General features: G+C 67.8%; 21 protein-coding genes. 9 read left to right on the top strand and 12 right to left on the bottom strand.

Annotated elements, in window-relative coordinates; translation table 11 throughout:
• The first annotated feature begins 45 nt into the window (after positions 1-45).
• From AC1VNX_RS27650 to AC1VNX_RS27630, 5 genes are all read left to right on the top strand, one after another.
• Positions 46-1,020: a Bug family tripartite tricarboxylate transporter substrate binding protein gene (locus AC1VNX_RS27650; protein ID WP_483160764.1), complete on the top strand. Its 975-nt coding sequence runs from the start codon at positions 46-48 to the stop codon at positions 1,018-1,020.
• Positions 1,021-1,147: 127 nt separating this feature from the next.
• Positions 1,148-2,761: a gamma-glutamyltransferase family protein gene (locus tag AC1VNX_RS27645; RefSeq protein WP_483160763.1), complete on the top strand. Its 1,614-nt coding sequence runs from the start codon at positions 1,148-1,150 to the stop codon at positions 2,759-2,761.
• 40 nt (positions 2,762-2,801) lie between these two features.
• The gene (locus tag AC1VNX_RS27640) at positions 2,802-3,758 is read left to right on the top strand and encodes a DMT family transporter (RefSeq protein WP_483160762.1); all 957 of its coding nucleotides are present in this window, start codon (positions 2,802-2,804) and stop codon (positions 3,756-3,758) included.
• Positions 3,759-3,794: 36 nt separating this feature from the next.
• Positions 3,795-4,586 (top strand): SDR family oxidoreductase, encoded by a 792-nt coding sequence (locus tag AC1VNX_RS27635; RefSeq protein ID WP_126023105.1) that lies wholly within the window; start codon positions 3,795-3,797, stop codon positions 4,584-4,586.
• A gap of 32 nt (positions 4,587-4,618) precedes the next feature.
• On the top strand, positions 4,619-6,373 hold the full coding sequence (locus AC1VNX_RS27630; protein WP_483160761.1) for a DUF5672 family protein: 1,755 nt from the start codon (positions 4,619-4,621) through the stop codon (positions 6,371-6,373).
• An 8-nt stretch (positions 6,374-6,381) separates the two neighbouring features.
• Here the strand turns inward: AC1VNX_RS27630 and AC1VNX_RS27625 are convergent, their stop codons facing one another.
• Entirely contained in the window at positions 6,382-7,290 is a 909-nt protein-coding gene (locus AC1VNX_RS27625) for a DMT family transporter (protein WP_483160760.1), read from the bottom strand.
• A gap of 119 nt (positions 7,291-7,409) precedes the next feature.
• Between AC1VNX_RS27625 and AC1VNX_RS27620 the strand changes: the two genes are divergently transcribed.
• The 3 genes from AC1VNX_RS27620 to AC1VNX_RS27610 all read left to right on the top strand — a co-directional run bounded on the left by AC1VNX_RS27620 (position 7,410) and on the right by AC1VNX_RS27610 (position 10,170).
• Complete coding sequence (locus tag AC1VNX_RS27620; RefSeq protein WP_483160759.1) at positions 7,410-8,396, top strand: quinone oxidoreductase family protein; 987 nt, start codon at positions 7,410-7,412, stop codon at positions 8,394-8,396.
• A gap of 153 nt (positions 8,397-8,549) precedes the next feature.
• Positions 8,550-8,951: a response regulator gene (locus AC1VNX_RS27615; protein WP_483160758.1), complete on the top strand. Its 402-nt coding sequence runs from the start codon at positions 8,550-8,552 to the stop codon at positions 8,949-8,951.
• 208 nt (positions 8,952-9,159) lie between these two features.
• Positions 9,160-10,170, top strand: coding sequence for a bile acid:sodium symporter family protein (locus AC1VNX_RS27610; protein WP_483160757.1), 1,011 nt, complete (start codon positions 9,160-9,162; stop codon positions 10,168-10,170).
• Between the two features lie 15 nt (positions 10,171-10,185).
• Here AC1VNX_RS27610 and AC1VNX_RS27605 read toward each other — a convergent pair whose 3' ends face one another.
• The 10 genes from AC1VNX_RS27605 to AC1VNX_RS27560 all read right to left on the bottom strand — a co-directional run bounded on the left by AC1VNX_RS27605 (position 10,186) and on the right by AC1VNX_RS27560 (position 22,279).
• Complete coding sequence (locus AC1VNX_RS27605; RefSeq protein WP_483160756.1) at positions 10,186-11,847, bottom strand: Na/Pi cotransporter family protein; 1,662 nt, start codon at positions 11,845-11,847, stop codon at positions 10,186-10,188.
• A 74-nt stretch (positions 11,848-11,921) separates the two neighbouring features.
• The gene (locus AC1VNX_RS27600) at positions 11,922-12,773 is read right to left on the bottom strand and encodes a phosphodiesterase (RefSeq protein ID WP_483160755.1); all 852 of its coding nucleotides are present in this window, start codon (positions 12,771-12,773) and stop codon (positions 11,922-11,924) included.
• Entirely contained in the window at positions 12,770-13,834 is a 1,065-nt protein-coding gene (locus AC1VNX_RS27595) for an ABC transporter ATP-binding protein (RefSeq protein ID WP_483160754.1), read from the bottom strand. Before AC1VNX_RS27595 ends, AC1VNX_RS27600 begins: the two co-directional genes overlap by 4 nt.
• On the bottom strand, positions 13,824-14,624 hold the full coding sequence (locus AC1VNX_RS27590) for an ABC transporter permease (protein ID WP_483160753.1): 801 nt from the start codon (positions 14,622-14,624) through the stop codon (positions 13,824-13,826). The genes AC1VNX_RS27595 and AC1VNX_RS27590 overlap by 11 nt, the downstream gene beginning before the upstream one ends.
• A gap of 10 nt (positions 14,625-14,634) precedes the next feature.
• A complete protein-coding gene (locus tag AC1VNX_RS27585) occupies positions 14,635-15,474 on the bottom strand; it encodes an ABC transporter permease (RefSeq protein WP_483160752.1) in 840 nt (279 codons plus the stop codon).
• 16 nt (positions 15,475-15,490) lie between these two features.
• A complete protein-coding gene (locus AC1VNX_RS27580; protein WP_483160751.1) occupies positions 15,491-16,501 on the bottom strand; it encodes an ABC transporter substrate-binding protein in 1,011 nt (336 codons plus the stop codon).
• A gap of 52 nt (positions 16,502-16,553) precedes the next feature.
• Entirely contained in the window at positions 16,554-17,591 is a 1,038-nt protein-coding gene (locus AC1VNX_RS27575; RefSeq protein ID WP_483160750.1) for a LacI family DNA-binding transcriptional regulator, read from the bottom strand.
• A 154-nt stretch (positions 17,592-17,745) separates the two neighbouring features.
• Positions 17,746-18,261 carry a signal peptidase II gene (gene lspA, locus AC1VNX_RS27570; protein WP_483160749.1) on the bottom strand — a complete coding sequence of 172 codons (516 nt, stop codon included), beginning with the start codon at positions 18,259-18,261 and terminating at the stop codon, positions 17,746-17,748.
• Positions 18,261-21,110 (bottom strand): isoleucine--tRNA ligase, encoded by a 2,850-nt coding sequence (ileS, locus tag AC1VNX_RS27565; RefSeq protein ID WP_483160748.1) that lies wholly within the window; start codon positions 21,108-21,110, stop codon positions 18,261-18,263. Before ileS ends, lspA begins: the two co-directional genes overlap by 1 nt.
• 131 nt (positions 21,111-21,241) lie before the next feature.
• On the bottom strand, positions 21,242-22,279 hold the full coding sequence (locus AC1VNX_RS27560; protein ID WP_483160747.1) for a bifunctional riboflavin kinase/FAD synthetase: 1,038 nt from the start codon (positions 22,277-22,279) through the stop codon (positions 21,242-21,244).
• A 166-nt stretch (positions 22,280-22,445) separates the two neighbouring features.
• On the opposite strand from AC1VNX_RS27560, the gene AC1VNX_RS27555 reads away from it, so the two are divergent.
• A complete protein-coding gene (locus tag AC1VNX_RS27555; RefSeq protein ID WP_126023119.1) occupies positions 22,446-23,006 on the top strand; it encodes an HNH endonuclease in 561 nt (186 codons plus the stop codon).
• Between the two features lie 13 nt (positions 23,007-23,019).
• Here the strand turns inward: AC1VNX_RS27555 and AC1VNX_RS27550 are convergent, their stop codons facing one another.
• On the bottom strand, positions 23,020-23,811 hold the full coding sequence (locus tag AC1VNX_RS27550; RefSeq protein ID WP_483160746.1) for an enoyl-CoA hydratase: 792 nt from the start codon (positions 23,809-23,811) through the stop codon (positions 23,020-23,022).
• Between the last annotated feature and the right edge of the window lie 4 nt (positions 23,812-23,815).

The raw sequence follows: 23,815 nt of genomic DNA, 5'->3' as shown, positions 1-23,815 counted from the left end.
ATAGCATGCTTGTCCCATCCACTGGCACAGAATTCTTTCCCGCAAATGAAACGCCTCCAGTTCCTCCAGGTGTTCGCCGTCGCGCTGCTCGGCATGGCCGCCTCGTCCGCCAGCCTGGCGCAGGGCTATCCGAACAAGCCGATCCGGCTGATCGTTCCGTTCCCGGCGGCGGGTGCCACCGACCTTTTCGCCCGCACGCTGGGGCAGAAGATGGGCGACAAGCTGGGTACCACGCTGGTGGTCGACAACAAACCGGGCGCTGGCGGCGCGATCGGCTCCGACCAGGCCGCCAAGGCCGCGCCCGACGGCTACACCATCCTGCTGGCCACCACCAGCACGCACTCCATCGGCCCCGCCATCAGCAAGCTGCCCTACGACACGGTGCGCGACTTCACGCCCATCGCGCACGTTGGCGATGCCGCCAGCATCATGCTGGTGCCGGTCAATTCGCCCGCGAAGACGGTGCGCGAGTGGATCGACTACGCGAAGAAGAACCCCGGCAAGCTCAACTACGCATCGAGCGGCAACGGCACCATCGTGCAGCTCACGGCGGAGCTCTTCAAGGCGCAGGCCGGCGTGTTCGTCACGCACATTCCGTACAAGGGCACGGCGCTGGCCATTCCCGACCTGATCAGCGGCAAGGTCGACGTGCTGTTCGACTCGCTGCCCACCGGCATGCCGCACGTGCGCGACGGCCGCCTGCGCGCGCTGGGCGTCACTTCGCTCAAGCGCAGCCCGCTGGCGCCCGAACTGCCGCCCATCGCCGACACGCTGCCCGGCTACGAGTCGAACACCTGGTTCGGCTTCTACGGCCCGAAGAACCTGCCGGCGGACATCGTCGCGAAGATCAACAAGGCCGCCAACGACGCGCTGGCCGACCCCGAGGTCAAGGAAAAGCTCGCGCGCCTGGGCATCGAGCCCGCCGTGCCGGGCACGCCGGACCAGTTCGCGAAGATGGTCGCCACCGATGCAGCCAAATGGAAAAAGATCGTCATCGACCGCAAGATCACCAACGAGTGATGGCTCTCCCCCAGGCTGCGCGAACTTCGTTCGCTTCGCCAACCCCCTTCCGGGGGCAACACCTGCGGCCCGGCGAAGCTGGTTCCGCGGTGTTCCCGATTGTTCAAGTCATCTTTGAAGGCACGTCATGAAGTTTGACTACACCAACCCGTACCTCTCCACACGCATCCCGATTTTCGCGCGCAACGTGGTCTCGACCTCGCACCCGCTGGCCTCGCAGGCCGGGTTGCGCATCCTGCAGCAGGGCGGCAACGCGGTCGACGCGGCCATCGCCACCGCTGCCGTGATGACCCTGGTCGAGCCGGTGAGCAACGGCCTGGGCAGCGACGCCTTCTGCATCCTGTGGGACGGCAAGGAACTGCACGGCCTCAACGCCTCGGGCCCGGCGCCCAAGGCCTGGACGCCCGAGTACTTCAAGGCCAAGTACGGTGCCGATGCCGCCAATCCGCCCATGCGCGGCATCGACTCGGTCACCGTGCCGGGCGCGGTGCGCGGCTGGGTGGCTCTGAGCGAGCGTTTCGGCAAGCTGCCCTTCGCCGACCTGCTGGCGCCGGCCATCGACATCGCCGAGCGCGGCTACCTGGTGCCGCCGGTGGTGCAGGGCAAGTGGGCCGCGGCCACGCCGATCCTGCAGTCGCAGCCCGGCTTCGCACAGACCTTCCTGCCCTGGGGCCGTGCGCCCGAGGTGGGCGACATGTTCCGCTTCACGGCCGCTGCGCGCGCTCTCAAGGCCATCGCCCGCACCAAGGGCGAGGCCTACTACAACGGCGAGATCGCCGAGGCGCTCGCGAAGTTCTCCGCCGCGCACGGCGGTGCGCTCACCGTGGCCGACCTCGCGGCCTACCAGCCCGAGTGGGTCAAGCCGATCTCGCGCGACTACCGCGGCCACACGCTGCACGAGATCCCGCCGAACGGCCAGGGCATCGCGGCGCTGATCGCGCTGGGCATCCTGGAGAAGTTCGACATCGCCTCTCTGCCGGTCGACTCGGTGCAGTCGCAGCATCTGCAGATCGAGGCCATGAAGCTGGCCTTTGCCGACGTGTACCGCTACGTGTCGGAGCGAAAGACCATGGAGGTGACGACCGAGCAGATGCTCGACGACGCCTACCTTGCCTCGCGCGCGCGCCTCATCGACCTGAAGAAGGCGCAGGACTTCAAGGCCGGCAACCCGGTGAAGGGCGGAACCATCTACCTCACGGCCGCCGACGAGAGCGGCATGATGGTGAGCTTCATCCAGAGCAACTACATGGGCTTCGGCTCGGGCTGCGTGGAGCCCGAATACGGCATCAGCCTGCAGAACCGCGGCCACGGTTTCAGCCTGAAGGCCGGGAGCCCTAACGTGGTGGCGCCGGGCAAGCGCCCGTTCCACACCATCATCCCGGCCTTCCTCACCAAGGACGGCCAGCCGGTCATGAGCTTCGGCGTGATGGGCGGCAACATGCAGCCGCAGGGCCACATGCAGACGCTGGTGCGCATGCTCGACTACAAGCAGAACCCGCAGGCCGCCTGCGATGCGCCGCGCTGGCGCTTCAACGCGGGGCTGGAGATCAATGTCGAGGCCGCGATGAACCCGGCCACGGTGCAGGGCCTGCGCGACCTGGGCCATCACCTGGAAGTGATCAATGACTCGTACCAGGACTTCGGCGCCGGCCAGTTCATCTGGCGCGCGGGCGAGCCCTCGGTGGAAGGCTACGTGGCCGCCAGCGACCCGCGCCGCGACGGCGTGGCCGCGGGGTACTGAGCGCAAGCCAGGGGTTTGCGCTTGCCGCGATGATCGGGGGATGAACAAGACAGCCGCGTCGGCAGGCATCTCCCCTCCATCTTCCCGCGATGCCGCCAGAAAAGGCATCGCCACCGGCCTCGTGCTGGCCACGCTGGGCGCCATCGCGTTCAGCGGCAAGGCCATCATCGTCAAGCTCGCGTACCGCTACGGCGTGGACGCGGTCACGCTCATCATGCTGCGCATGCTGTTCGCGCTGCCGCTCTTCGCGCTGATGGCGTGGTGGGCCGGGCGCGGCAAGCCAGCGCTCACCGGGCGCGACTGGATCGGCGTGATCGGCCTGGGCTTCTCGGGCTACTACCTCGCGAGCTTCCTGGACTTTGCGGGGCTGGCCTACATCTCGGCCAGCTTCGAGCGGCTGATTCTTTACCTCAACCCCACGCTGGTGCTGTTCTTCGGCTGGCTGCTCTACCGGCGCCACCCGACGCGCCCGCAGGTGCTGGGCATGGTGGTGAGCTATGCCGGCGTGCTGCTGGTGTTCGGCCACGAACTCTGGACCGGTGGCGGCGGCAAGGGCGGCGGCGCGGCGGCCTGGGGCGCCTTCCTGGTGTTCCTGAGCGCGGTGAGCTACGCGGGCTACCTCGTCTACAGCGGCGAGTTCGTCAAGCGGCTGGGGTCGCTGCGGCTTGTGGGGCTGGCGACCACCGTGGCCTGCGTGCTGTGCATATTGCAGTTCGTGCTGACGCGGCCGATGAGCGTGGCGATGGCGGTGGCGCCGGAGGTGGTCTGGCTGTCGGTGCTCAATGCCACACTGTGCACGGCGGTGCCGGTGCTGATGGTGATGATGGCCATCGAACGCATCGGCCCCGCGATGGCGGCGCAGACCGGCATGATCGGGCCGCTGTCGACCATCCTCATGGGGGTGGTCATACTCGGCGAGCCGTTCACGCCATGGATCGCGGCGGGTACCGTGCTCGTGATTGCGGGCATTTTCGTTTTCACGCGCAAGGGGCGCTGAAGCCCCTGGCGCTTTTGTTTTCACTGGAGCAAGAACATGGATCTGGGTATTGCAGGCAAGACCGCGCTGGTGTGCGGCGCGAGCAAGGGGCTGGGCTACGGCTGCGCCGAGGCGCTGGTGCGCGAGGGCGTCAACGTGGTGATCGTGGCACGCGGCGCCGAGGCGCTGGAAGCGGCCGCGAAGAAGCTGGCCGAGGCGGCTGGCGCTTCGGGCCCCTTCGTCAAGCACGTGGCGGCCGACATCACCACCGAGGCCGGCCGCGCCGCGGTGTTCGCGCTGGGCCATGACTTCGACATCGTCGTCACCAATGCAGGCGGCCCGCCTCCCGGCGACTTCCGCAACTGGGACCGCGAGGCCTGGATCAAGGCGGTCGATGCCAACATGCTCACGCCCATCGAGCTCATCAAGGCCACGGTGGACGGCATGGCCAGGCGCGGCTACGGCCGCATCGTGAACATCACTTCCAGCTCGGTGAAGTCGCCCATCGACATCCTGGGCCTGTCGAACGGCGCGCGCAGCGGCCTCACCGGCTTCGTGGCCGGCGTGGCCCGCACGGCGGTGGCGGCGCAGGGCGTGACCATCAACAACCTGCTGCCGGGCTCCTTCGACACCGACCGCCTCAAGGGCACCATGGCCGGCGCCGCGCAGAAGTCGGGCCAGGACTTCGACACCGTGTGGGAAGCCCGCAAGAAGAACATCCCGGCCAAGCGCTTCGGCACGCCCGCCGAGTTCGGTGCCATCTGCGCGTTCCTGTGCAGCATGCAGGCCGGCTACATGACCGGCCAGAACATCCTGGCCGACGGCGGCGCCTACCCCGGCACCTACTGAGCGCGATTCACGAGAGCGACGGGAGGCGCATCGTGAGCAGGGAATCATTCGAAAAAATAACGCTGGTCTCGGTCACCGGCCTGCCCGACGCGCGCGGCGCGGCGCTGGCGCTGCAGCACAGCCAGGCGCAGATGCCCGGTGCCCGCGCGCTGCTGTGCAGTCCGAAGGCGCCGGACGACCTTGCGCCCGGCGTCGAACATCTGCCGATCGCGCCGCTGAACTACCACGAGTACAGCTGGTTCATGATGTTCGCGCTCTGGCGCGTGGTGCAGACCGAGTTCGCGCTCGTCGTGCAGGAAGACGGCTGGGTCGTCAACGCCGCCAACTGGAGCGACGAGTTCCTGGGCTGCGACTACATCGGCGCGCCCATCCATCTCGCGAAGATCGACGCGCCACAGGGCACCTACTGGCGCAACCGCTTCGAATGGGCCGACGAACTCGGCAAGCCCGGCCACGTCGTCACGCCGATACAGAACGGCGGCTTCAGCCTGCGCAGCCGGCGCTTCATGCGCGCGCTGGTCGACCATCCGCACATCCGCGTGGAGATTCCGCCGCCCGATGCGGTCGGCGGCGAGCCGCTCAGGATGCACTGGGACCACAACGCGCTGCTGGAGGACGTGCAGCTCAGCGGCGTGCTGCGCCCCGCGCTCGAAGCCGTGGGCATGCGCTTCGCGCCGCTGGAGCTGGCGCGCGGCTTCGCGATCGAGCACGCGGGGCCGCAGCTGCACCATGGCTACAACGCGATGCTGCTCTTCGGGCATCACGCGAAGGTGCGGCAGCTTGCAAGCCTGTCGCCGCTCACTCTGCGTTCGCTGATTCCGCTGTCTCAGCTCGATGGCTGGTATGGCGAGCGCGACATCCTGCAGATGTTCGAGCGCAACGGCTACCGCATCGAGTTCGCGCCGGAGCCCGAGGCGACGACGGCGGCGATGTCCACGCGCAAGGTCTACGACTGCATCACCTACAACGGCGAGGCCGACATCCTCGCGGCGCGGCTGCACGAGCTGTCGGATGTGGTCGATTGCTTCGTCATCGTCGAGGCCGACCGCACCTTCAGCGGCGAGCCGAAGGCGCTGCGCTTCGACCCCGCCGACCCGCGCATCGCGGCCTTCCTGCCGCGCATCCGCTACGTCGCGGTGCACGACATGCCGGTGGTCGACGAGGCGGCCGATGCGACGGCGGTGGTGGGCGACTGGCATTCCGACACGCCGAAGTCCGGCTTCTGGATACGCGAGAAATTCCAGCGCAACCAGGTCATGCGCGGCCTGCACGATGCAGCGCCGCACGACCTGGTGATGATCTCGGACGCCGACGAGATTCCGCGCGCCGAGATCGTCCGCGCGATGCGCGACGACCGGCGGCGCGAGGTGTTCGGCCTGTGCCTGGCCTTCTATTACTTCTACGCCAACTACCGCAACGTCGAGGGGCCCGAGGCATCTTCGGTGTGGACGGTGGCGGCCACGCGCGCATCGCTCGACAGGCTCACGCCCGACCAGCTGCGCATGCGCGTGCGCAGCGGCGCGCAGCCCGCGCTGATCCTGGTGGATGCCGGCTGGCACTTCTCGTACCTTGCGATGAGCGAGGACGCGGTGCGCGCCAAGATCCGGGGCTTCGCGCACCAGGAATACAACTCGCAGGCCTTTCTCGATGCCATCGACATCCCCGCGCTGCTGGCTTCGGGGCGCGATCTCTACGACCGCCCGGGCTATGCCTGGCGCGTGGTGGACAAGGCCGAGGCGCCGCGCTGGATGCGCGAGCAGCCCGGGCTGGCGCGGCTCTTCGCCTGAGAGCCCCTTCAGCGGCGCGAAGCGACCACGATCCCGCCCACGATCAGCAGGAACGCCGCGCCGTGATACCAGTGCGGCGGCTCCCGCAGGAAGGCTGCCGACAGCACCGCCGCGAACAGCGGCGTGAGGTTCATGAAGATGCTCGCCGCCTGCGGCCCCGCGCGCTGCACGCCGGTGCCCCAGCAGCGGTACGCCACCACGGCCGGGCCGATGCCGATGAACAGCATCGCAGCGATCAGCGGCCAGCCGAGCTCGATGTGCGCGGGCGTCAGTGTCCATTCGCCGGCGGCCAGCGCCCCCGACCACGCGAGGCCGAACACCAGCTGCGCCATCAGGAACGAGGCCCAGTCCTTGCGCACGGCGGTGGGCTCGTGCGTGCGCGCCAGCAGCCAGCTGTAGAAGGCCCAGGCGATGGTGCCCAAAATCATGTAGAGATCGCCCGGCACCAGCCGCAGCCCGAGCAGCTGCCGCCATTCGCCGCGGCTGAGCACCAGCAGCACGCCCGCCATCGACAGCAGCGCGCCGCCGATCTCGCGGCCGCTGACGCGCGCGCGAAAGAAGAGGGCGCCTACCGCCAGCATCCACAGCGGCAGGCTCGAGCCGACCAGCGTCACGTTGATGGGCGTGGAGGTCTGCAGCGCCAGGTACTGGAAGGCGTTGTACAGGCCGATGCCCAGAAGCCCGAGCACTGCGTAGTGCTTCCAGTGCGCCCACAGCGGGCTGTCGCGGCGCAGCACCTGCGCGGCCAGCGGCAGCAGCAGCACGAAGGCGATGCCCCAGCGCACGAAGTTCAGCGTGAGCGGCGAGACCAGCTCCCGCACCAGCCGGCCGACCACGGCATTGCCGGCCCAGAGCAGCGGAGGAACGACGAGGAGGAAAACGGTGAGGGGAGCGAGGCGCTGCGGCTGTGTCTGCATGGCCGCCGACTCTACCGGGCGATGATTCCCCGCGCCGTCACCGGAAGCTCAAACATGGCAGGATGCCTTTCCCTTCCTGTTTTCCCTTCTTTCCTTTCCAGAGCGTGGAGACCGCAACGATGAAGAGCAAAGCCGTCCGTATCGACCGCAATGGCGGTCCCGAAGAACTCAAGATCGTCGAGGTGGAAGTCGGCGAGCCCGGCCCCGGCGAGATCCGCATCCGCCACAAGGCCGTGGGCCTGAACTTCATCGACACCTACCAGCGCAGCGGGCTCTACCCGTTCCAGATGCCGCTGCAGCTCGGCATGGAGGCCTCGGGCGTGGTCGAGGCGGTGGGCGAGGGCGTCACTCACCTGAAGGCCGGCGACCGCGCCGCCTATGCCAGCCAGCCTCCCGGTGCCTACAGCGAGCTGCGCGTGATGCCGGCGAAGAACGTCTGCAAGCTGCCCGACGACATCTCCTTCGAGACCGGCGCGGCCATGATGCTCAAGGGCCTGACCACGCAGTACCTGCTGAAGAAGACGCTGCCGGCCGAAGGCCTGCAGGCCGGCGACTTCATCGTGTTCCATGCCGCGGCCGGTGGCGTCGGGCTCATCGCCTGCCAATGGGCCAAGGCGTTGGGCCTGCAGCTGATCGGCACGGCCGGCAGCGACGCCAAGTGCAAGCTCGCGCTGGAGCATGGCGCGGCCCACGCCATCAACTACAGCACCGAGAACTTCGCGGCCCGCGTGAAGGAGATCACCGGCGGCAAGGGTGTGAAGGTGGTGTACGACTCGGTGGGCAAGGACACCTTCGAGGGCTCCATCGACTGCCTGCGCCCGTTCGGCCTGCTGGCCATCTTCGGCAACGGCTCGGGCCCGGTGCCGCCGGTCAACCTCGGCGTGCTCGCCTCCAAGGGCTCGCTCTACATCACCCGGCCCACGCTTTTCACCCACATGGCCACGCGCGAGAGCACGCAGGCGATGGCCGACGACCTGTTCGCGGTGGTGCGCAGCGGCGCGGTGAAGATCCCGATCGACCAGCGCTACCCGCTTGCCGACGTGCAGCAGGCGCACCGCGACCTGGAAGCGCGCAAGACCACGGGCTGCACGATCCTCACGCTCTGACTCCGAGCGGGCAGGCCGCGCCGGTCTTGTCCTACCGGCGCAGGGGTGTCATGCCTTCGACTTGTGCCACGCGCAATTTGTAGCCTGTGGAAACACAGCGCAAAGGCCAAAGGCGGCATAAGGCGCAGGCACACAGTTCAGAGGCAACATCCGATGACTCCCGTTCGCACCTTCATCGTCGAAGACAATCCCACAATCCGCCGCAACCTCGCGGGCACCCTGCGAGAGGTGGCGAGGGTCGAGCCCGTCGGCGAGGCGGAAACCGAGGCCGAAGGGTCGCGCTGGCTTGCGGGCAATCTCTCGCAGTGGGACCTGGCCATCGTCGACCTGTTCCTGAAGGACGGCACCGGCTTTCGCGTGCTGGAGGCCTGCCGCAACCGCAGCCCCTCGCAGAAGATCGTGGTGCTGAGCAACTACGCCACGCCCGACATGCGGCGCAAGTGCACCCATCTGGGCGCCGATGCCGTGTTCGACAAAGCCACCGAGATCGAGGACCTGATCGAATATTGCCTGCGCCACCGTCAGGCGCAGTTCAGTTCGACCGCGGCACACTGAAGACGTGTGGTGAGGCGCTGTGGCGGGTCATTTGCCGGCCCTCCGGCGGCAAATACCGGAATTGGCCGAAAATCTCCCCCGAAGGCGCGAGGAGCACGCGCCGGGCTCCGCAAATTGGCGACCAGATTCATGCGCGGAAATCACACATTCCCCTGCTGAGTCGGCTTGCGCGCCTGCAACGCGCGTGGCGTTCGTCCCAAGTTGCAACATGTCCCGCCCCCGTTTTCTTCCCGACAACTTCACCCTTGCGCTTCTCTCGGTCGTGACGCTGGCCAGCCTGCTGCCGGCCAACGGGCGCATCGCGCACTTCTTCGAGGGACTGACCACGGTCGCCATCGGCCTGCTGTTCTTCCTGCACGGGGCCAAGCTGTCGCGCGAGGCGATCGTCAACGGGCTCATGCACTGGCGGCTGCACCTGCTGGTGTTCGGCAGCACCTTCGTGCTGTTCCCGGTGCTCGGGCTGGTGCTCAAGCCACTCCTGCTGCCGCTGGTGACGCCGGAGCTCTACACCGGCGTGCTGTACCTGTGCGTGCTGCCGGCCACCGTGCAGTCGGCCATAGCCTTCACCGCGATGGCCCGGGGCAACATGCCCGCCGCCATCTGCAGCGCCTCGGCCTCCACCTTGCTGGGCGTGTTCATCACGCCGGTGCTGGTCAATCTGGTGGTGCTGCCCAGCGGCGGCCATGCGGCTTCCTCCTCGCTGGATTCCATCGGCCGCATCCTGCTGCAGCTGATGGTGCCCTTCGCGGCGGGCCACCTGCTGCGGCCGCTGGTCGGCAAGTGGATCCAGCGCCGCGCCGCGGTGCTGAAGTTCGTGGACCAGGGCTCGATCCTGCTGGTGGTGTACACCGCCTTCAGCGCGGCCGTGATCGAGGGGCTGTGGAAGCAGGTGCCGGCGCATGCGCTGGTCGGCCTCTTGGTGGTGTGCGCGGTGGTGCTCGGCCTTGCGCTGAGCCTCACGACCCTGCTGGCGCGCAAGCTGGGCTTCGACACCGAAGACGAGATCACCATCGTCTTCTGCGGCTCCAAGAAGAGCCTGGCCAGCGGCATCCCGATGGCGAAGGTGCTTTTCGCCTCGCATGCGGTGGGCGCGATCGTGCTGCCGCTGATGCTGTTCCACCAGATGCAGCTGATGGTCTGCGCGGTGCTGGCGCAGCGCTATGCGCGGCGCGGGCGTGACGGGACTTCGGTGCTGAAGACGGCCGGGCAGGCCAAGTAACGACCAGGAGGACGCTCAGCCCTCGATCTTCCCCAGCCGCGATTCCCTCAGCCGGCTGGGCGCCAGCGCCCCGGCCGACTCCAGGATCGGATACGCGATCGAGCAGATGTGCGAGTTGATGCGCTTCAGGTCGCTGATCAGGTCGATGTGCAGCGAGCTGGTCTCGATGCTCAGCGTGGTGCGGTCCGACAGGCGGTCGAGGTGGGTGGTGGCGTAGGCGCGCTCCAGGTCGCGGAAGCGCGCCTTCTCCTCCAGCAGCTTCTGCGCGTCGCGCACGTTGCCGTTGAGGAACACGCTCATGCTCAGCCGCAGGTTGGCCACCAGCCGCCCGTGCAGCTCGACGATCTCGGCCATGCCGGCTTCGGAGAAGTTGCGCTGTGGTTTGATCTTCTTGTCCTCGACGTCGATGATCACCCGTTCGATGATGTCGCCGATCTGCTCCATGTTGATCGTGAAGCTGATGATGTCGGTCCAGCGGCGGCTTTCCTCCTCGCCCAGCGCCTCGCGCGAGATGCGCGTCATGTAGTACTTGATGGCCGAGTAGAGCTCGTCCACCGTGTCGTCGAGCTGGCGCAGCTCCTGTGCTAGCCGCAGGTCGTTGTGGCGGATCACGTCCAGCGTGCCGATCAGCATGGTTTCGACCACGTCGGCCTGGTGCAGCGCCTCGCGCGCGGCATTCGAGATCGCGAGCGAGGGCGTCGACAGCGCCGAGGGGTCCAGGTGGTGCGGCCGCATGGTGCCGGCCGGCTGCTGAGGTTGCGGCAGCAGGTGCGTCACCAGCCTGGCGACCAGCTGGGTGAGGCCGATGAAGCCCACGCTGATCACGATGTTGAAGGCCAGGTGGAACAGCACCACGCCGTGCGTCTGGTTCGGCAGCTGGGGCTGCACGTAGCGGATCCACAGGCCGACGAAGGGCGCCACGATGGCCACGCCCAGCGCCTTGAAGAGCAGGTTGCCGATAGTCACCTGCCGTACCGCCACCGCCGACTTGGCCGTGGTCAGCACCGCCAGCAGGCCGCTGCCCAGGTTGGCGCCGAGCACCAGCCCGAGGGCCACGTCCAGCGGCACCACGTTCGAGGTGGCCATGGCCGCCACCAGCAGCACCACCGCCAGGCTCGAATAGGCCACGATGGCCAGCACCGAGCCGATGGTGATCTCCAGCAGCACGTCGCTGTTGATCGACGCCAGCAGCGCGCGGATGGCCGGCGAGGAGAAGAGGGGCTCGGTGGCTTCCACCACCAGCTGCAGCGCCAGCAGCATCAGGCCCAGCCCGATCAGCACCCGGCCGACGCGCCCCGCCACGGTGGCCGAGCGCGTGATGAAGAGCACCACCCCCACGAAGATGAACATCGGCGAGAGCCATGAAAGGTCTGCCGAGAACAGCACCGAGATCAGCGCCGTGCCCACGTCGGCGCCCCGCATCACCGCCAGTGCCGCCGGCAATGTGACCAGGCCCTGCCCGACGAAGGACGAGGTCATGAGCGAGGTGGCGGTGCTCGACTGCACCAGCGCCGTCACGCCGATGCCCGAGAGGGCGGCCGTGAAGCGGTTGCGCATGCTTTGCACGAGGATCTTGCGCAGGTTGGCGCCGAACACGCGAAGAACACCGGTTCGGACCAGGTGCGTGCCCCAGACCAGCAGGGCCACTGCCGCCAGCAGATTCAGGAGGTGCTTCATGGAGGTCGGGTTCTATCCTTTCTTTTCGTTATGGTTCGTTTTCGACCCCATTTTCCACAAGTGAGCGCTCAGGGCTAGTCGATGAGCGCTCCGTTGTCGTGAAACGGGTAGGGCCCCTCGAAGCTGCCCGATGCAGCCAGATGGGTGACGAGCCGGCGCCCGCGCGCGGACCAGGCATGCACCCGGAACGAGGGCGGCTCCAGCGTCCAGGCCGAGTCGGCATTGGGCGCCAGATCGAGGCAGACCTGGTGGGCCTGCGCCGGCGAGGTCGAGGCGATGGTGCCGCCGAAACGCACGTCGATGGCCCGGTGCAGGTGACCGCAGATGATGCGCTCGACGTTCGGATGGCGCGAGACCAGCGCTTCGAGCGCCTCGGCGCCCTCCAGCAGGCCGATCTCGTCCATGTGGCCGATCAGCGTCTCGAAGGGCGGATGGTGCATGGCGATGACGACCGGCTCGCCGCGGCAGGCGTCGAGCTGCGCTTCGAGCCAGGCCAGGCGCTTCTCGCACAGCGAGCCGTGGCTGGCGCGGGGCACGCAGGTGTCGAGCGTGAGCAGCCGCAGGGCGCCGATGCGCACCGAGTACTGGATGAAGCCGCCGTCATCCGTGCCCAGGTAGGCATGGCCCGGGAAGCTGCGGCGCAGCTGGTCGCGGTCGTCGTGGTTGCCGGGCATCAGGTAGACCGGCATGGTCAGCGGGGCCAGCAGGCGGGCGAGGTGCTCGTACTCGGCGGCGCGACCGAAGTCGGTCAGGTCGCCGGTGACGACCACCGCGTCGGGCTGCTGGCGCAGGGCTAGCACCGACTGCACCGCGCGCTCCAGGTACGGGGCCGTGTCTATGCGGCCATAGGCCAGCCTGCCCGGTTCGCGGATGTGCAGGTCGGTGAGCTGGACCAGGATGGTGTTGCGGGTTTCTGCTGTCGTCATGCGATGGTTTCTTCCTGCGACGTCATCAGGCGTTCGGGCTGGATGCGAAGCCCCACCGTGTCGCCGGGCCCGAAAGGATTGTCGCGCCCCACGTCGGCCACCAGCATGGGCTGGTCTTGCGCGCGCAGGTGCAGCTGCACCCGGTCGCCGAGGAAGGTGCGGCGCTCGACAACGGCGGCGCCCCAGTCGAGTTGGGGCGTGCCGACCTCGATGTCCTCGGGCCGCACCAGCAGGGTTGCATGGCTGCGCCACGCCTGCGGGCAGGGCAGGGTCGTTCCTCCGAGTCGGACAACGCCCTGCGCGATGGCGTCCTGTCCACGCTCCAGCCGGTTGACCCGGCCCAGGAACTCGGCCACGAAGGGATGCGAGGGCGCGCGATACAGGTCTTCGCCGCGGCCTACCTGCACGATGCGGCCCGCGCGCATCACCGCGAGGCGGTCGGCGATGGCCAGCGCTTCCTGCTGGTCGTGCGTGACGTGGATGGCCGTGATGTGAAGGCGGCGCAGCAGCTCGGCCAGCTCGTCGCGCAGCGATTCCTTGAGCTTGGCATCGAGCGCGGCCAGCGGCTCGTCGAGCAGCAACACGCGTGGGCGCACGGCCACCGCGCGCGCCAGGGCCACGCGCTGGCGCTGGCCGCCGGAGAGTTCGGACGGGCGCTTGTTCTCAAGGCCGCCCAGCCGCACCAGGTCGACCAGCTCGCCGACGCTGCGCTTTTCTTCCTCGGGCGAAACGCCCCGGATGCGCAGGCCGTAGCCGATGTTGGCCGCCACGGTCATCTGCGGAAAGAGCGCATAGCTCTGGAACACCATGCCCACGCCGCGCTGCTCCACCGGACGCTGCGTGACGTCCTGGTCGCCGAACACGATGCGGCTGCCCGCGTCGGGAGATTCCAGCCCGGCGATCAGCCGCAGCAGCGTGGTCTTGCCGCAGCCCGAGGGACCGAGCAGCGCCAGCACCTCGCCGGCCTCCACGCGCAGGCTGGTGGGCTGCAGGCCGCGCGTGCCGTCGGCGTAGGTCTTCGCGCAGTTGGCGATGTCGATGGGGATTCGTTCAAGTTCCATGGCGCTTCTGAATGAGATTGGCAAGGTACTGCAGGCCCCACAGCACCGGAAGGATGACGGCGAAGAAGACCAGCGTGTAGGCCGATCCGATCTCGATGCGCATCGAGGCATAGCTGTCGGCCAGGCCCACGGGCAGCGTGCGGGTGAGCGGCGTGTGCAGCATCCAGGTGAGGTTGAACTCGCCCACCGAGAGCGTGAACACCATCAGGCTGCCGGCCACGATGGCCGGGAACACCGCGGGCACCAGGATGCCCATGAAGCGCTGGCGGAAGTTCGCGCCCAGCGAGCGCGCGGCCTCTTCGAGCGCGAGCAGCTCGTCGCGCTGGAAGGCCGAGCCCACGGTACGCACCATGAACGGCAGCGTGAAGACGATGTGGCCCACGAGGATGAAGGCGAAGCTCTGGCGGAAGGCCGTGAGCTGGCCGTAGGCGAGTATCAGCGCGAGCGCCGTGGCCAGCCCCGGCACCGCGACCGGCAGCGTCAGCAGCTCCTCGAAGATGCGTGCCGCGCGCGAACGGCTGCGCGCCAGCGCGTAGGCGCAGGGCACGCCCAGCAGCACGGTGCCGGCGACGCAGGCCACGGCCAGCGCGAGTGACCAGCCCACGGTGCCGCCGTAGTTCTCCCACACCTCGGACAGCCAGCGCAGCGTGAGGCCGCTTTTCAGTCCGGCGCTGTAGTTGTTGACCAGCCCGGCCATCACCGACAGCAGCATGGGCGCGATCATGAAGAGGCTCACGATCACCGTCACTGCGAACAGGAACGGAGCCTTCGGTTGAGTGTTCTTGCGCATGGTGCGGGCCTCAGCGTGCGACGGGATTCGCGCCGAAGCGGCGCGCCACGAACAGCACCAGCCAGGTCACGACGCCCAGCGCGATCGACAGCGATGCGGCGAGCGCGAAGTTGGCGTAGTTGGTGAACTCGTTGTAGATGGTGATCGGTATCACCTCGAACTTGCTGGCCAGCGTGAAGGCGGTGCCGAAGGCGCCCATCGAGGTGGCGAAGAGGATCGCGCCGCAGGCCAGCGTGGTGGGCGCCAGCTCGGGCATCCACACGTCGCGCGCCACGCGCAGCCGCGAGGCGCCCAGCGAACGCGCGGCTTCCTCCAGCTGTGTGTTCATCGATCCGGCCGCCGCGGCGTAGGTGGCAATGGCGCGCGGCAGCGAGAAATACAGGTACGCCAGGAACAGCCCGAGCAAGCCGTAGGCGAAGGTGATGCGCTCGCCGAAGAGGCTGTCGCCGATGTCGGCCACCACGCCCTGTCGCCCGCCGAGCAGGATCACGAAGAAGCCGATGATCACGCCCGGGAACGACAGCGGCAGCGTGAGCAGCGACAGCAGCATGCGCTTGCCGACGAAGGCGCGGCGCGCGAGATAGATGCCCACGGCCGCGCCCAGCACCAGCGTGGCCAGCGTCACGGCGACCGAGAGCACGACGGTGTTGACCATGCTCGCGAGGTAGCGAGCGTCGGTCAGCACCGCGAAGTAGGTGGCCCAGCCCTTGCCGGCGGGCAGCGCGAGCAGCCGCGCCACCGGCAGCAGCCAGAAGGCCGCGAAGAAGATGGCCGCGGGCGCGACGCAGGCCAGCAGGCGCCAGCGCGGGTTCCAGGCACTGGCGGTCTTGGAGGATGTGGCTTGCGTCATCGCGCGCGGGGTCCGCTCAGCGGACTTCCTTCAGGTACTCGTCGGAGAAGGCCTTCTGAGCGGCGGCCATGCGGCCGTAGTCCACGCTCTTGGCGCGGGCGTATTCGCTGGCGGGCAGGAACTGCGCTTCGATGTCCTTGGGCATGGCGTTGGCGCGCACCGGACGGAGGTAGGCCTTGGCCCAGATCGCCTGGCCTTCGTCGGACAGGGTGAAGTCGAGCACCTTCTTCGCGTCGGCCGCGTGCGGGGCCTTGGCGACCAGGCTCATCACGTAGGGCACGGCGAGAGTGCCCTCGCTCGGGATCACGAAGGCGACGTTGGCCTTGTCCTTGTACTTGGCGCGATAGGCGTTGAAGTCGTAGTCGAGCAGGATCGCGATCTCGCCCGAGAGCACGCGCGCATACGACGTCTGCTTCGGCACGATCGGCTCGTTCTTCTGCAGCGCCTTGAAGTAGTCGATGGCCGGCTTGAAGTTGTCGAGCGTGCCGCCGCGCGCCTCGTTCACCGCGACCGCGCCCACGTAGCCGACGAAGGCCGAGGCCGGGTCGAGGTAGCCGATCAGGCCCTTGTATTCGGGCTTGAGCAGGTCGGCCCACGACTTCGGCACCGGCTTGCCCTTGAGCGCGTCGACGTTGACCATGAAGCCCAGCGTGCCCGAGTGGATGGTGAACCAGTTGCCGGCCGGGTCCTTCAGGCCATCGGGAATGTCTTTCCAGGCGGCGGGCTTGTAGGGCTCGACCAGGCCGTCCTTGGCGGCCTGCACCGCGAAGGTCACGCCGAGGTAGGTGACGTCGGCCACGGGGCTGGCCTTCTCGGCCGACAGCTGCGCGAGCGACTGGCCCGAGTTCTTGTTGTCGGGCGGCACGGTGATGCCGGTCTTGGCCTTGATGGCCTTGAGCTGCGTGCCCCAGTCGGCCCATTCGGTCGGGCAGTTGTAGCAGATGGCGGTCTGGGCCATGGCGCTGCCGGCGGCGAGCGCGGTGGCGATCAGGCCGAGCCGGGCCAGGCGATGAAAGCTGAGAGACATGATGAGGAAGCTCCTTGGATGGATGTAGGCAGTCAACGAGGGGTTATGAGGGTCAGGGAATCGCGGTGTTGTTGTCGTGTCTGTTGTTTTGGCTCTCGTGCACCGAGGCGCACGACTCGCCGTCTCGGAATGAATGGGCAAGCAGCAGGCTCGCGTCGGCCTGCAGCGCGGCGCCGCTGGCCATGGCCTGGATCAGCAATTCGACGCTGTGGCGGCCGATGTCGCTGTTGGGCTGGGCGATGGTTGTGAGCGCGGGCGTGAGGTCTTCGCCGAGCGCGATGCCGTCGAAGCCGACCACGCTGAGGTCGCCGGGCACCGACAGGCCGCAGAGGTACGCGGCGCGGATGCTGCGGATGGCCAGCAGGTCGTTGGAGCAGATCAGCGCGGTGGGCCGGTTGCGCGCCTGCAGCTGCTTCGAGAGCGCATCGACGGCCGTTTCGACGAAGGGCACCTCGATGAGCGCGGGCGCCGGCAGGCCGGCCTCGGCCATGCCCTTGCGGTAGCCGCGATAGCGCTGCTGCGCGCGGTCGGAGGCGGAGAGCGTGCCGCTGACCATCGCGATGCGTCGGTGGCCCAGCAGCACGAGCCGCGCCACCGCGTCGGCCACCGCGCTTTCGCTGTCGACCGACACGCAGGGGTGCTCGGAATGGCGGTTGTAGGCCAGCACGTAGGGTACGCCAGCCGCCTGCAGGCGGGGCAGGGCGGCGGAGGTCGAGGGGTTCGACACCACGAGGATCAGGCCGTCGACGTTGCCGGCCAGCAGCAGGTGCACCGCACGCTCTTCTTCGTCGATCCGGTAGCCGGTGGTGACCGGGATGATCGCGTAGCCCCCGGCGATGGCCGCGCGGGCGATGCCCTGCAGGCATTCGGCGAAGGTCGGGTTCAGCAGGGTGGGAAGCACCACGCCGAGCACGCGGCTGCGCTGGGTGCGCAGGGTGCGCGCGCTGGCGTTGGGCACGTAGTTGAGCTCGCGTGCCACGCGTTCCACCAGCTCGCGCGTGGCGGGCGTCACCTTGTCCGGAAAGTTGAAGGCGCGCGAGACGGTGGCCACCGAGACCCCGGCTTTGGCTGCAACGGCTTGGATGCTCATCGTGCGGTGTTCATGTAATCGATTACATTGAACCGCGGCAGTATGACTTTGTTATGACATCGGGAGAAAGCGGGAAAAACCCTCGGCCCCGGCGGGGAAGGCGGCCCAAAGAAAAGGGGCCCGTCAGGCCCCTTTTTCTGGATTGCGCAGAGCTCTACTTGCCCCGGCGAACCCGCCGGATCTCGTCCACGACCAGGCAGATCGCCCCGAGCGTGATGGCACTGTCCGCCGCGTTGAAGGCCGGGAAGTACCAGTTGCCCGCGTGGAAGCTCAGGAAGTCCACCACGTAGCCGTGCATCATCCGGTCGACCACGTTGCCGATGGCGCCGCCCAGGATGCAGGCCATGGAGAACGAAAACAGCTTCTGCCCAGCGTGCGACTTCAGCATCCATACGATGAACACCGCCGCGCCCACGCCGATGGCGGTGAACAGCCAGCGCTGCCAGCCCGAGTGGTCGGCGAGGAACGAGAAGGCGGCGCCCGTGTTGTGGGCGCGCACCACGTTGAAGAAGCTGGTGACGTAGGTGGCGTCGCCGAGCTTGTAGTAGCCCAGGATCAGCGTCTTGGTGAACTGGTCGATGATCACGATGATCACCGCCAGCCCCAGCCACGGCCAGATGCTGCCGCCGCGCGAACGCGAGGCCGAGGACATGGAGCGGGCGGCGGCCATCAGGCAACGCTCCGCGATTCGCCGGCGCCGAACAGGTTGCTCGTGCAGCGTCCGCACAGCGTCGGGTGGGCCGCGTCGTGGCCCACGTCGTCGCGGTAGTGCCAGCAGCGTTCGCACTTCTGCGCGGTGCTCGGCGTCACCACCGTGGCGAGCGCCTCGCCGGCGGCCAGCGCGATCGCCGAGGTGATGAAGACGAACTTCAGGTCATCGCCCAGCGAGCCCAGCAGCGCGAAGTCGTCGGCCGGTGCCGTCAGCTGCAGGTCGGCCTGCAGCGAGGAGCCGACCTTGCCTTCGGCGCGCACGGCCTCGATGTCCTTGTTGACCACGTCGCGGATTTCGCGGATGCGGTTCCACTTGGCGAGCAGGGCCTCGTCGGGCGCTTCGAACTTGCTGTAGGTCTGCGTGAAGATCGAGTCGCCCGGCTTGCCCGTGCCCACGATCTTCCAGGCTTCCTCGGCGGTGAAGCTCAGGAAGGGCGCCATCCAGCGCAGCATCGCCTGCGAGATGTGCCACAGCGCCGTCTGCGCGCTGCGGCGTGCCAGCGAGCCCGGGGCCGTCGTGTAGAGGCGGTCCTTCAGGATGTCGAGGTAGAAGCCGCCCAGGTCTTCCGAGCAGTAGATCTGCAGCTTGGCCACCACCGGGTGGAACTCGTACACCTTGTAGTGCGCGAGGACCTCGGCCTGGAACTGCGCGGCGCGCGCGAGTGCGTAGCGGTCGATCTCGAACAGCTGGTCGAGCGGAACGCCGTGCTTCTCGATGTCGAAGTCGCTCGTATTCGCGAGCAGGAAGCGCAGCGTGTTGCGGATGCGGCGGTAGGCGTCGACCACGCGCGCCAGGATCTTGTCGTCGCCCGCGATGTCGCCCGAGTAGTCGCTCGCGGCCACCCACAGGCGGATGATTTCCGAGCCCAGCTTGTTGCTGATTTCCTGTGGGTCGATGCCGTTCTTGAGCGACTTGCTCATCTTGATGCCCTTGGCATCGACCGTGAAGCCGTGCGTCAGCAGGCCCTTGTACGGCGCGCGGTCTTCCAGCATGCAGGCGATGAGCAGCGACGAATGGAACCAGCCGCGATGCTGGTCGTGGCCTTCGAGGTACAGGTCGGCCTCGGGGCCCGTCTCGTGGTGCACCGTGGGGTGCGTGCCGCGCAGCACGTGGGAGAAGGTCGAGCCCGAGTCGAACCACACCTCGAGGATGTCGGTGCTCTTGGTGTAGTGCGGCGCGTCTTCGGCGCCCAGGATTTCCTCTGCCGTCACGCGGCTCCAGGCCTCGATGCCGCCCTTCTCGACGATGTCGGCGGCCTGGTCCAGGATCTCCATGGTGCGCGGATGCAGCTCGCCCGAATCCTTGTGCAGGAAGAACGGGATGGGCACGCCCCAGCTGCGCTGGCGGCTGATGCACCAGTCGGGCCGGCCGGCGATCATGTCGTGCAGGCGCGCGCGGCCGTTCTCGGGATAGAAGCTGGTCTGCTCGATGGCATCGAGCGCGGTCTGGCGCAGCGTCTTGGGCGCCTTGTCCTTGGTGAACACGCCTTCGCCCTCGTCCATGCGCACGAACCACTGCGCCGCGGCACGGTAGATCACCGGCGTCTTGTGGCGCCAGCAGTGCGGATAGCTGTGGGTGATGGTCTCGGTGGTCAGCAGGCGGTTGGCATCGCGCAGCGCGGCGATGATTTCCGGCACGGCCTTCCAGATGTTCTGGCCGCCGAAGAGCGGGAAGTCGGGCGCGTAGCTGCCGTTGCCCTGAACCGGGTTCAGGATGTCGTCGTAGGCCACGCCGTGGGCGATGCATGAGTTGAAGTCGTCCAGGCCGTAGGCGGGCGAGGAGTGCACCAGGCCCGTGCCGTCGGTGGCGGTGGCGTAGTCGGCCAGGTACACGGGCGACAGGCGCCGGTAGCCGGCGTCCGCGTCGTACAGCGGATGCTCGAACTCCAGGCCGCCGAGCTTCTCGCCCTTGACCGTGGCCAGCACCTTGCCGTCCAGCGCATAGCGCGTCATGCACATCTCGACCAGCGAGTTGGCCAGGATCAGCAGGCCGCGCTCGGTGTCGACCAGCGAGTATTCGAGGTCGGGGTTGAGATTGATGGCCTGGTTGGCCGGGATGGTCCACGCGGTGGTGGTCCAGATCACGGCGAAGATGTCGCCGAGGATCGTGTGGTCGGTGCCGAAGGCCTTGAGCACCTTCTCGCGCTCGTGCGCCTTGAAGGCGACGTCGATGGTCTGGCTTTTCTTGTCGGCGTACTCGATTTCGAACTCGGCCAGCGAGGAGCCGCAGTCGAAGCACCAGTACACCGGCTTCAGGCCGCGATAGACGAAGCCGCGCTCGATCACGCGCTTGAACGCGCGCAGCTCGCCGGCCTCGTTGGCGAAGTCCATGGTCTTGTAGGGATGGTCCCATTCGCCCAGCACGCCCAGGCGCTGGAAGTCGGCCATCTGCTGGGCGATCTGGCCGGTGGCGAAGGCGCGGCTCTTGGCCTGCATCTCGTCGCGGCTCAGGTTGCGGCCGTACTGCTTTTCGATGGCGTTCTCGATCGGCAGGCCGTGGCAGTCCCAGCCGGGCACATACAGGGCGTCGTAGCCTTCGAGCTGGCGCGCCTTGGTGATCATGTCCTTGAGGATCTTGTTCACCGCGTGGCCCATGTGGATCTGGCCGTTGGCGTACGGCGGGCCGTCGTGCAGGATGAACTTGGGCGCGCCGTGGCGGGCGTCGCGCAGGCGGTGGTAGCGGCCTTCGTCGTTCCATTCCTTCACCCAGCCCGGCTCGCGCTTGGGCAGGTCGCCGCGCATCGGGAAGGGAGTGTCGGGCAGGTTCAGCGTGGAACGGTAGTCTTTGGGAGAAGCAGCGTCAGACATGTTGGGGTACGAAACAGAGGGCTTCGACAGGCTCGGCCCGAACTGCCCGGTAAAAAAGGAGCGCGTCGGTGCGGAAGGTAAAGCCGTTCGCCCTGAGCTTGTCGAAGGGCGGCAGCACGGTGCGTGCAGGGCTAAATTCGATCGCGCGTGGTCTGGCGATGGGTTTCGGCGTGGGTCGATGCAAAGAACGCGCGAGCGTCGCGGCCATCCTTCGCGATGCCCGCAGTGAGGGCTTCGAGGCTGGTGTAGCGCAATTCGTCGTGCAGTTTGTGCAGGAGTTCCACGCGGACGATTTTACCGTAGGCCCCTTCGGCGCCCAGATGGGAGGGCCACTCCAGGCAATGGGTTTCGAGCAGCACCCGCCCGGCGTTGACGTCGTTGGCGTCCAGCGAGGGGCGCACGCCGAGGTTGGCCACGCCCGGCAGCGGTTGCTCGGACAGGCCGTGCACCAGCACCGCGAAGATGCCGCTGGCGGCCGGCTTCCAGTGCTTGAAGCGCAGGTTGAGGGTACGGAAGCCGTCGTCCTTGCCCGGCGCCGAGGCGCCCAGTGCCCGGCCGAGCTTGCGGCCATGGACCACGTGGCCCGAGATGGCGTAGGGGCGGCCCAGCAGGGTGTGGGCGTCGGCCATGCGGCCTTCGGCCAGCGCCTCGCGTACGGCGGAACTTGAAACCCGCAGGCCGTGAACCTCATAGCTGTTCATGCGCGCCACGTCGAAGCCGTGGGCGTCGCCAGCCGCGTCGAGCATGGCGTAGTCGCCGGCACGCTTGGCGCCGAAGCGGAAGTCGTCGCCCACCAGCACGTAGCGCGCGCCCAGGCCGTCGATCAGCACGTTCTGGATGAATTCCTCGGGCGACTGCGAGGCCAGGCGGCCGTCGAAGGGCAGCACGACGGTCTGCGCCACGCCGCAGGCGGCCAGCTCACTGAGCTTGTCGCGCAGCGTGCCGATGCGCGCCGGCGCCAGGTCGGGCTTCTTGGTGACGGCGGCGAAATAGTCGCGCGGATGGGGCTCGAAGGTGAGCACGCAGCTCGGCAGCCCGCGCTGGCGGGCCTCGGTCTGCAGCAGGGCGAGCATGGCCTGGTGCCCCCGGTGCACGCCGTCGAAATTGCCAATGGTGAGGGCGCAGGCGGGAGCGACGCCAGGGTGCCGGAAGCCACGAAAAACCTGCATCGGTGAGTATCTTTTTGATAGCGCCTTTCGCCCGTCAAATGGGCGAATCAGGCCGATTTGTCACAAAGCCGGTATATTGTGACGCAGTGCGTTGATCGGCGTGGGTCTGCAACGCGCTCCGTGTCCCTGGTCTTTCCGTGTTCTCTCCCTTTTCGAGGAGGCGTGTGTGAAGGTCTTGAAGCTGTCGGCCCAAGGGCTGCCCCAGTCATGGATTTCGCTGGAACAGGCGGTGATCCACTACGCGGCGGACGAAGTCCGCTGGGAAGTGGGCGCGCAGGTGGCGGTGTTCCGTGGCGGCCACAACGCGATCACCGGCGAGCAGTCGCAGATCGCGATCAACAGCATCATCGGCACCAAGGGCGTGCCGCGCATCAACCCCTTCGCGCTGCGCCCCGGCCTCACCAACAGCAAGCTCTTCGCGCGCGACCGCAACGTCTGCGCCTATTGCGGCGGCCACTTCCACGAAGACGAGCTCACTCGCGAGCACATCATCCCGTTCGCCCAGAAGGGCATCGACACCTGGATGAACGTGGTCACGGCCTGCCGGCCCTGCAACCACCGCAAGAGCAGCCGCACGCCCGAGCAGGCCGGCATGCCCCTGCTGTACGCGCCCTACGTGCCCAGCCTCTGGGAAGACTTCATCCTGCGCAACCGCCGCATCCTGGCGGACCAGATGGAGTTCCTGATGGCGCATCTGCCGCAGAGTTCGCGGCTGCACGACAGCTAGCTGACCGGCGCTCTCAGCGTTTCCAGGCCGGTGGGCGCTTCTCGATGAAGGCCTGCACGCCTTCCAGTGCGCTCTCGTCCATCATGTTGCAGGCCATGGTCTGGCTGGCGTCGGCCAGCGCGGCTTCGATGCCGGTTTCGAGCTGGCGGTAGAACAGGGCCTTGCCCAGCGCCAGCGCCGTGCGGGGCTTGGCGACGATGCTGGCGACCAATGATTCGACCGCCGCATCCAGCTCTTCAGGCGGTGCCACGCGGTTGACCAGCCCCTTCTCGCGCGCCTCCTGCGCGCTGATGAATTCGCCCGTCACCAGCATCTCGAAGGCTTCCTTGCGCCCGAGGTTGCGCGAGAGCGTGACGCTCGGGGTGGCGCAGAAGAGGCCCACGTTCACGCCACTGACCGCGAAGCGGGCTTCGCTCGACGCGACCGCAAGGTCGCAGACGGCGACCAACTGGCAGCCAGCCGCCGTCGCGATGCCGTGCACGCGAGCGATCACCGGCACGGGCAGCTTCTGGATCGACAGCATCATCGCGCCGCAGCGCTCGAACAATTGCTCGTAGTAGTCGAGCGAGGGGGCAACGCGCATTTCCTTCAGGTCGTGGCCGGCGCAGAAGGCCTTGCCGGCCCCGGCGATGACCACCGCGCGCGCGCTGCCGTCGGCAGCGACCTCGCCCAGCGCCTGCTCCAGCGCGCCGAGCATGCCTTCGGAGAGCGCGTTGAACGCGGCCGGCCGGTTCAGCGTCAGCGTGACCACGCCGCGCGCGTCGCGCGATTGCAGGACGAAGGGGGAGTCGGTGCTGTCGGTCATGGCC

It is taken from the genome of Variovorax sp. TLI9-5A (genome assembly GCF_056867935.1).
The sequence above is the reverse complement of the archived record's forward strand: the minus strand, read 5'-3'. Positions and strand labels throughout refer to the sequence as shown.